Origin of the sequence: Sphaerisporangium sp. NPDC088356, assembly GCF_040685555.1 — a bacterium.
Lineage (GTDB): Bacteria > Actinomycetota > Actinomycetes > Streptosporangiales > Streptosporangiaceae > Sphaerisporangium.
On sequence record NZ_JBFBIK010000033.1, the window covers coordinates 61,020 to 69,757 of the forward strand.

An 8,738-nucleotide genomic window follows, 5' to 3' on the forward strand; every position below is an offset into this window, starting at 1 on the left:
GCCCGTGCTCCGCCGCAGGGATCACCACCCACCATCCCGTCCATCACGAAATCGGGGGGATCCCATGCTCCGTCAGGAAACCCACGAGATCCCAGTCACCGTCGCGAAGGTCACCAGCCCCATCCAGCTGTCACGGAGACCGTGAGGGCTGGTGCTGTCGTGGGGTCACTGGCAGCCCGGGCTGCCGTCGTCGGGGCGGAAGCATTCGATGGGGCCGCCGAAGGTGGAGGTGATCCTGAACGACATACCGGGAAGTAGCGGGACCACGGCCACGGCGTCTCCCTCCACGGTCACCCCGCGCTGGTCACCCTTCTGCCAGGCCCGTACGACGACGGCCTGGAGCATCTTGGGCCCGACGGTTCGCACGACCGTACGCGCCCGGGCCTCGGCGGCGCCCTGCCAGCCGTCCGTACCGGTGCCGGCGGCGCGCGCGATCCTCGCGCCCTCTCGGGCGGCGGCGTCGGCCACCTGCCTGCCGTGGAAGACCAGCGTGAACTGGACGATCAGCAGGATGACCACGAGCACGACCGGCATGATCAGCGCCAGCTCGATGACCGAGGCGCCACGGTCTCGCTGTCCGCGCCTCATGATCCGAGCATCTTCATGGCGGCGGGAAAGCTCAGGAACAGCGCGAAGCCGGCGCACAGAAGTACCTGTGCGACCAGCATCGACTGTGACCGCTCCCCCGCCCGGCCTTCGACCTCGGCCAGCCGGCGGCGACGTACGCTCCCGGCGCGGTCCGCAAGCACTTGCCGGACCCTGACACCGTCCTCCACGGCCAACCCGAGCGAGGACGACAGATCACGCAGCTCGTCCACATCGACCTCCTCTCCGAGCCGGCCCAGGGCCTGCCAGGGCGTGATGCCGGCGAACCTGGCGTTCACCAGCGCGTCGCGGATCCGCCACATCGCCCAGCCGTCGGCGAGCGACGAGGCCGTCATCAGCGCCTCGGGCACTGCCCCGCCGCCGGCGAGGTTCATGGCCACGAGGTCGAGAAAGGCGCCGAGGACGCGCCGGAACTCACGCCTGCGGACGGTTGCTTCCCGCCTGAGCCGCAGGTCAGGGAGCATGAAGAAGATCAGGGCCAGGACGGCCGCCGACGACAGCGGCACCGCGAGCTCGAAGTCCCAGCCCATGAGCGGGATCCAGGCGGCCAGGATCGGCGCGGCGAGCAGGCCGGCGGCTCCGAGCAGGTACTTGCCGGCCAGATGGTCCTCGAACGACCTGCCGAGCAGCGCCAGGTCGGCCCGTACTGCACGTAGTTCCCAGCCCCGTGCCGCATAGAAGCGCGCGGCGACCTCGCCGGCCTCACGGCGGAGCGCCCTGGTCTCCCCGCCGAACGTACCGGCCTCTCGGCCGAACCGGCCGCTCTCCCCGCCGAACGTACCGATCTCCCGGCCGAACGGACCGGTCGCGTCCTCGGTGGTCACCGCGCCGGCGCGTTCCCCGTTCCGCCGTACGGCGTCGGCGGCGAGGAGCCGTGCGGCGAGGCCGGGCCGGGTCGGGAACAGCGCGCGCAGCAACAGGAACACCCCCAGCCCGACGATCCCGCCCCCGATCAACGGCCCCGTCAACGCGTCATCCCTGCCTCAGTGGCGGGCGCTGGTGCGGCATTTGTCAGCATCCGGGCGGGTCTGTCGAATCTGGCGAGGCTGCGCACCCGGGCGAAGCCCGCGCCGAAGAGCGCCGCCACCACCAGCAGGACGAACTGGCCGGCCAGGCCCCGGTACTCGGCGACGTAGGAGGGGTTGAAGACGACCAGCAGGGCGGCCGAACCGAGCGACGTGCCCACCACGATCTGGACACCCCGCCGGGCGGAACGCCGTTCGGTCTCGATCTTGCGGCGGACGTCGAGCTCCTCCCTGGCCGAGACGGCGAGCGCGCCGAGCATCTCGCGAAGGCTGGGCCCGCGCAGCTTGGCGTTGAGGATGAGGGCTGCGACGACGAGGTCGGCGGACGGGTCGTCGATGTCGTCGGCGAAGCGGTGGAGGGCGTCCGAGAGAGGCATCCGGGTGTGGAGCCTGTCGACCAGGGCGACAAGGTGCGGCTGGATCGTGGGGGCCGCCGCCCGTACCGAGGCCGGGATCGCCTGCTCCAGACCGCCCGCGCCCGCGACGCTGTCCCTGAGGGCATCGGTCCAGGCCGCGAGCGCCTCCAGACGTCGCATCGCGTCGCGCTCCTGGGCACCGCCGCCCACCAGCCGGTTCCAGCCGAGAACCAGCAGGCCGCAGCCTACGGCGACCACCGGCCAGCCGGTGACGAACAGGACGGCACCGCCCACGGCGCCCGCGATCGCCACGCGGGTGGACAGCTTCACGGCGCGGAGCCCCGCCGGCCGGTCCGTACGGGCGGGGACCCTGGCGGCGCCCCTCAGGAAAGCCCCGAGCAGGAACACCCCGCCGCCGATCGCCGCCCCGCCCGACAGGACCAGCGCCAACCGGATCTCCAGCCCGGCACTCACCGCACAGCCCTCTCCCCCACGTGGCTGCCGCGTCGCCGGGATCCTTGGTCGGCTCGGGAGACCACGGTGGCGGCGAGTTCGCGTGCCGAGCGGATGAGGAGGGTACGGTCGAGCCGCCCGCCCCACTCACCGCGCAGCAGCTCGGCACCCCTGACGTCATGGGCCAGGCCGCCGAGCACCACGTCGGGCGTCCCGCTCGCGGACAGTACGCGGCGCACCTCGGCGATCGCCTTCTTGAACCTCTTCGCCTCGGCGATCACCACGACGCCCACGGAGGGCGGGGCCGGGGTGCGTTCGGCGAGGGCGCCGGTCAGCGTCGCGACGCGATCACGGAGGTGGGCCACCTGATCGAGCTGGGGACGGGCGAGCAACACGACGAGGTCGGCGGCGGCGAGCAGCCCGTTGATCGGCGGGTAGGACCCCACCCGGCCGCAGTCGGCGATGACGTCCGTACCCGGCAGTGCCCTGAACGCCCGGGCCAGCGGCTCCCAGAGCCACGTCAGCCCGGACGCCTGTTCCGCGCCGCCGATGCCGGCGAGGACCTCCAGGCCCCCGACCAGCCGCTGGGTGTGCTCGTGGATCTGCGGTGCGTCCAGCCCCCTGCGGGCGGCGACTCCGAGGCTGAGGAGGCCGCGTCCGGGGTCGAGGGGATGCCCCTGCTCGGAGGGCAGGCGGTAGGCGAGGTCTCCTCCGGCCGCGTCGCACTCGGCGAGCAACGCCTGGCGCGGCCAGACCGCCGCGAGCGCGGTAGCGGCCGTCGTGACGCCAGGCGCACCCTTGTCCGCGGCCAACGCGATCAACGCCATGGCGCTCAGCCCTCCCCGTGGTCCGCGGCCAGCGCGATCGGTGCCATGGCGCTCAGCCCCGGCCGTTGGTCGGTGATGGGGTCGGTCTGGTGCCGCGGCGGTTGGTCGGGGTGGGGGTCGGGCGGGGCGTCGTTCTGGTGGTCGGGTGGCTGCTTGGACCGCCGGTCGTCTTGGCGGTCGCACGGGCCGACGGCGTACGGACCGGCGGCGTGGCGGCGCGTGGGGTCGTGGAGGGTCTCGGGGTCCCTCGCGTGTTCGGGCCGGGCTCGCCGGTCGTGACATCGTCCGGGTCGCGGGTCGTTCCGGTAGAAGGCGGGCCGGAGGGGCGCGCCTGTGGGGAGATGTCGGCCGGTAGTCCGGGGAGGTACGCCAGGCCGATGCGTCCCGCCGACGCGTAGGCGACGAGCGTGGGCGCGGTCTCGGTATCGACGATGACCGACACCGAGGTGGACCCGCTTCCCGGGCCGCTCAGCCCGTCGTCCACGAAGTTGACAAGCGCGTGGGCGGCGAGGAGCCTGCCGCCCTCCACGGTGCCCTCCCCACCGGGCACGAAGATCACCTGGACCCGGTCGCCCTTCTCAAGGCCCGGAGGGACCTGGCCCGCCTTGAGCATGAGCCCGACCACCGCCTTGCCGGGGCGCAGCTCCGAGGAGGCGAGCCCCACCATCCCGTCGTTGAGCAGCGTGCCCGCCACGAGGTCGACGGCGGCGAAGTGCCGGCCGACCTCGTCGCGGGCGGACCACGGGATGTACTTGATGTCCGCGACCGCGATCCGCACCTCCTTGAGCGCCCGCACCGGGATTCGCTGGCCGGCCCCCACCCGCTCCACCACCGCGATGGCCGACACCCGCTCGCCGTTCTGGATGAACAGGACGGCCGTGACCAGCGCGCCACCGACGATCAGCAGGATGGCCAGGACGGCAAGCGCGGGCCTGCGCTCGCGGGGGGTGACGGGCAGCTTGCGTCCCTGCCGGAAACCGGGCGACGGCGTCTGGCCGGCGTGCCGTTGCGCCTCTGGACCACGGAAGGGGGGCTGCTCGGTAACCCTCATCGGTGAGGTCTCCAGAGTTCGGGGACACTGCTGGCGAGCACCGACATTACTCAGATTGGATCAGGATCGCCGTAATAATTCCGTAAACCGTACTTGTGTCCGATTTTACGAGGGACTAGCACCCAATAGAGCCTTACGGCGGATTACGGCGGTCCTTACGCCCTATTTTGCCCCTGGTCATATCCATCTGATTCAGGCGCTTTCCGGACTTGCCGTAAGCAGAGGGGTGACCAGCTGGATTTCCGGCATGGACCCGTAGCGAGCCCTTCCGGCTTCGCGGGCGCCGCGTCGCCCGACCCGCCTCCAGCGCACCTGGAACGGCGGTCACGTAGGGGTTCCAGGCCGGCCACGCCCGACGGCACACCGTTCAGGGCTCCGGCACGCGTCGCGGCGGAGAGCCGTCGAGAATCACCGGCAACGGGAAACCCGCACGCCCGCCACCAAGCCCGGGACCAGGAAAGCGGGGCCGGGGAAACACGAAAGCCCGGCGGTGGAACTCCACCCCGCCGGGCCCCGGTCTCACGCGCTATCGCGTCGCGGACTCGATGTTGCCGCGGTAGGTGGTGATGATGCGGGAGGCCTCGGCCAGTTCCTCCGACATCCTCTGGAACGCCTGGCGGTAGTTCTGCCAGGCACCGCCGAACCGCACCGCACCAGGCCCCGTCCAAGCGCTGCCGACCTTCGCCGCCTCACGGTCGAGCGCCGCCATCGTCTGGCGCACCTGCTCCGCCTGCTGCGTGAACTGAGCGGCCATGTTCTGCATTTCCGCGGGGTCGCCGCCGAGCAGGCTCTGGCTCATGCCGGTCTCCTTCGGGATCGTCTGCATACAGGGGGTAGCCAAACGCCCCTACCCTAGACGTCAAACCCCTATGACGCACTGGTTATACCGAGTGGTTATCACCCCCAACCCATACCGGTGATCCCGGTTCCTGGGAAGAAAGGCCGGGGGTAGGGGCTCACGTGAGATCAGAGGCCGCTTACACTCCGTGGGAGGCGCGCAAGGCCTTTGGAGGAAAGGGACAACCTCGGTGCAGAAGGTCCTGATCGCCAATCGTGGCGAGATAGCGGTGCGGATCGCACGGGCATGCAAGGACGCCGGCCTGGTCGGCGTCGCGGTGTACGCCGACCAAGACCTCGACGCGCTTCACGTGCGGATGACGGACGAGGCGTACGCGCTCGGCGGGCAGTCGCCCGCTGAGACATACCTCGACATCGGCAAGTTGCTGCGCATCGCGGAGGTATCCGGTGCGGACGCCGTCCACCCCGGATACGGCTTCTTGGCGGAGAACGCCGAGTTCGCCCAGGCGGTGATCGACGCCGGGCTGGTGTGGATCGGTCCCCCTCCGTCGGCGATCACCTCGCTCGGCGACAAGGTGGCCGCCCGGCACATCGCCCAGCGGGTCGGAGCGCCGCTGGTGGCGGGCACGCCCGACCCGGTGTCGGGTGTGGACGAGGTCGTGGCCTTCGCCTCCGAGCACGGCCTGCCGATCGCGATCAAGGCGGCCTTCGGCGGCGGCGGGCGGGGCCTGAAGGTCGCCCGCACGCTGGAGGAGATCCCCGACCTGTACGAGTCGGCGGTGCGCGAGGCCGTGACGGCGTTCGGGCGAGGCGAGTGCTTCGTGGAGCGCTACCTCGACCGGCCCCGCCACGTGGAGACGCAGTGCCTGGCCGACCAGCACGGCAACGTGGTGGTGATCTCCACCCGCGACTGCTCGCTGCAGCGACGGCACCAGAAGCTGGTCGAGGAGGCCCCGGCGCCGTTCCTCTCGCCTGAGCAGATGGAGCTGCTCTACAGCTCCTCCAAGGCCATCCTCAAGGAGGCCGGCTACGTCGGCGCGGGCACCTGTGAGTTCCTCGTCGGCCAGGACGGCACGATCTCCTTCCTGGAGGTCAACACCCGGCTGCAGGTCGAGCACCCCGTCAGCGAAGAGGTCACGGGCATCGACCTGGTGCGCGAGATGTTCCGCGTCGCCGACGGCGAGCCGATCGGGTACGACGACCCCGAGATCCGCGGGCACTCGTTCGAGTTCCGGATCAACGCCGAGGACGCCGGCCGCAACTTCCTGCCCGCCCCCGGCACGGTGACCACGATGCGGGCGCCCGCCGGGCCCGGCGTGCGGCTCGACGCGGGCTACGAGGCCGGCATGACGGTCCCCCAGTCGTTCGACTCGCTGGTGGCCAAGCTGATCATCACCGGCCGCACCAGGGCCGAGGCCCTGGCGCGCTCCCGCCGCGCGCTGGAGGAGTTCACCATCGAGGGCATGCCGACCGTCCTGCCCTTCCACCGGGCCGTCGTGTCGGATCCCGCCTTCACCGGCGAGCCGTTCAGCGTGCACACCAGGTGGATCGAGACCGAGTTCTCCGGCGAGATCGAGCCCTACGCCGGCGAGACCGCGACGGAGGAGCCGGTCGAGCGCGAGCGGGTGGTCGTGGAGGTCGGCGGCAAGCGCCTGGAGGTGGTCCTGCCCGTGGCGTCCGCGACGGCACGGCAGGCCGGCCCGAAGAAGCCCGCCCGCCGCGCCGCCGGCAGGGGCTCGGCCGCGGCGGTCAGCGGCGACTCGCTGGTCAGCCCGATGCAGGGCACGATCGTCAAGGTGACCGCCTCCGACGGCGACGTCGTCCAGCCGGGTGACACGATCGTGGTGCTGGAGGCCATGAAGATGGAGCAGCCGCTCACCGCCCACAAGGGCGGCACCGTGACCGGCCTGGTGGCGGCCGTCGGGCAGACGGTCACCGCGGGGGCCTCCATTTGCGAGATCAAGGACGCCTGAGCACCGCTCTCATGCCGGTCGCCCTGCACATCGAGATACGGTGGCGTTTCGAGGAACCTAGTCGACCCCCCGTTCGTCCTGTAGGGCGAAGGAGGCATATAGCCGTGACCACTCATCCGGTGCGCCGCGCCACAGCCACAGTCGTGGCCATGCTGGCCGCACTTCTCACGCTTCTCGCGCTGTCGCCCGCCGCGCGGGCCGCGGCCCCACCCGATCCGAACACGATCGTGTCCGCCTGGAAGACCGATGACCCGGTCTACGTCGGGCCCGGCGTGTCGCTCAGCTCCAGCCAGCTGTCCGACATCCGTGACGCGGTGAAGGGTGCGAACAGCAAGATCTACGTCGCGTCCCTCGCCGACGGCACAGTGACCGACAGCGCCTCGGCAGGGCACCTGATCACCGCCCTCGGCCAGGCGCTCGCCCAGCAGGGCCGCTCGCGTGCCACGGTGGCGGTCCTCGACGGCAACACGCTGTTCGCAGGGTCCAGCGCGATCCGCAAGACCGGCCTGGCAGGTCAGCTCGCCAACGCGGCGACCAGCAACAACAAGGACGTCGTCACCGGCATGAAGGACTTCGTCGAGCGGGTCGACAAGGCCGTCAGCGGTGACACCAGGGGAGCGCTGAAGTCCGGAAGCGCCGCGAGCAGTGGCGGCGGTGGCGGGGTGCTCATCGGCATCCTGGTCCTCGCCCTGGTCGGCGGCCTCGGCATCTTCTGGTACTCCCGCAAGAAGAAGCGCGAGCGCGAGGCCCAGGAGGCCCGTAATCTCGCCGCGGTCAAGCAGACCGTCGAGGAGGATGTCACCAAGTTCGGCGAGGAGATCACCGCGCTCGACCTCGACGTCAAGGTGTCCGACAGCCAGGCCCAGACCCAGACCGACTGGCAGCAGGCCCTCGACTCCTACGAGCGGGCCAAGGCCGAGCTCGCGGCGGTCAAGCGCGCCGACGAGCTCCGCGGCGTGACCACCGCCCTCGAAGAGGGCCGCTACGCCCTCGCCTGCGTCAAGGCGCGTGTGAACAACGAGGCGCTTCCCGAGCGGCGCGCACCGTGCTTCTTCAACCCGCAGCACGGCCCGTCCGTCCGCGACGTCCTGTGGGCCCCGCCGAACGGCGCCCCCCGCGACGTGCCCGCCTGCGCGTCCGACGCGCAACGCGTGGAGCAGGGCTTCGACCCGCACATGCGCGAGGTCATGGTCGACGGCCAGCGTCGCCCCTACTGGGACGCGGGCCCCGCGTACGCCCCCTACGCCTCCGGGTACTACGGCGGCTTCGGCGGCGGCGACCTGATGACGGGCATGCTGATCGGCACCATGCTCGGTAGCTCGTTCGGCGGCTGGGGCCACGGCGGTGGCGGCTACGACGCCGGCTACGCCGCGGGTGCCGAGTCGGCCGGCGGCGGCGACTGGGGCGGTGGCGGAGGCGACTTCGGCGGCGGCGGAGACTGGGGCGGCGGAGGCGACTTCGGCGGCGGAGACTTCGGCGGCGGCGGAGACTGGTAGTCCGGCTCAGCCCCTTCGGCTCGTGGTGATCGTCACGGCCACGTGTTCCTCAGAGCCCCGGGGGGGGGGGGGGGGGGGGGGGGGGGGGGGGGGGGGGGGTACCGTCGAGAGTAGAGCACCGGAACGTCGCGGGGTCACGGGGGTGGAGAGCGC

General features: G+C 71.5%; 8 protein-coding genes. 2 read left to right on the top strand and 6 right to left on the bottom strand.

The window, feature by feature from the left end; translation table 11 throughout:
- Positions 1-165 precede the first annotated feature (165 nt).
- From AB0O34_RS15230 to AB0O34_RS15255, 6 genes are all read right to left on the bottom strand, one after another.
- Entirely contained in the window at positions 166-588 is a 423-nt protein-coding gene (locus AB0O34_RS15230; RefSeq protein WP_363915967.1) for a TadE family protein, read from the bottom strand.
- A complete protein-coding gene (locus tag AB0O34_RS15235) occupies positions 585-1,574 on the bottom strand; it encodes a type II secretion system protein (RefSeq protein ID WP_363915968.1) in 990 nt (329 codons plus the stop codon). Before AB0O34_RS15235 ends, AB0O34_RS15230 begins: the two co-directional genes overlap by 4 nt.
- Positions 1,571-2,461 carry a type II secretion system protein gene (locus AB0O34_RS15240; protein ID WP_363915969.1) on the bottom strand — a complete coding sequence of 297 codons (891 nt, stop codon included), beginning with the start codon at positions 2,459-2,461 and terminating at the stop codon, positions 1,571-1,573. Before AB0O34_RS15240 ends, AB0O34_RS15235 begins: the two co-directional genes overlap by 4 nt.
- Positions 2,458-3,267, bottom strand: a complete 810-nt coding sequence (locus AB0O34_RS15245) for a hypothetical protein (protein ID WP_363915970.1) — start codon at positions 3,265-3,267, stop codon at positions 2,458-2,460. Before AB0O34_RS15245 ends, AB0O34_RS15240 begins: the two co-directional genes overlap by 4 nt.
- Before the next feature lie 52 nt (positions 3,268-3,319).
- Entirely contained in the window at positions 3,320-4,318 is a 999-nt protein-coding gene (locus AB0O34_RS15250) for a hypothetical protein (RefSeq protein ID WP_363915971.1), read from the bottom strand.
- Positions 4,319-4,844: 526 nt separating this feature from the next.
- Positions 4,845-5,117, bottom strand: a complete 273-nt coding sequence (locus AB0O34_RS15255; RefSeq protein WP_363915972.1) for a WXG100 family type VII secretion target — start codon at positions 5,115-5,117, stop codon at positions 4,845-4,847.
- Between the two features lie 229 nt (positions 5,118-5,346).
- On the opposite strand from AB0O34_RS15255, the gene AB0O34_RS15260 reads away from it, so the two are divergent.
- Both AB0O34_RS15260 and AB0O34_RS15265 read left to right on the top strand, forming a co-directional pair.
- Positions 5,347-7,089 carry a biotin carboxylase N-terminal domain-containing protein gene (locus tag AB0O34_RS15260; protein ID WP_363915973.1) on the top strand — a complete coding sequence of 581 codons (1,743 nt, stop codon included), beginning with the start codon at positions 5,347-5,349 and terminating at the stop codon, positions 7,087-7,089.
- Between the two features lie 104 nt (positions 7,090-7,193).
- Positions 7,194-8,585, top strand: coding sequence for a hypothetical protein (locus AB0O34_RS15265; protein WP_363915974.1), 1,392 nt, complete (start codon positions 7,194-7,196; stop codon positions 8,583-8,585).
- The last annotated feature ends 153 nt before the right edge of the window (positions 8,586-8,738 follow it).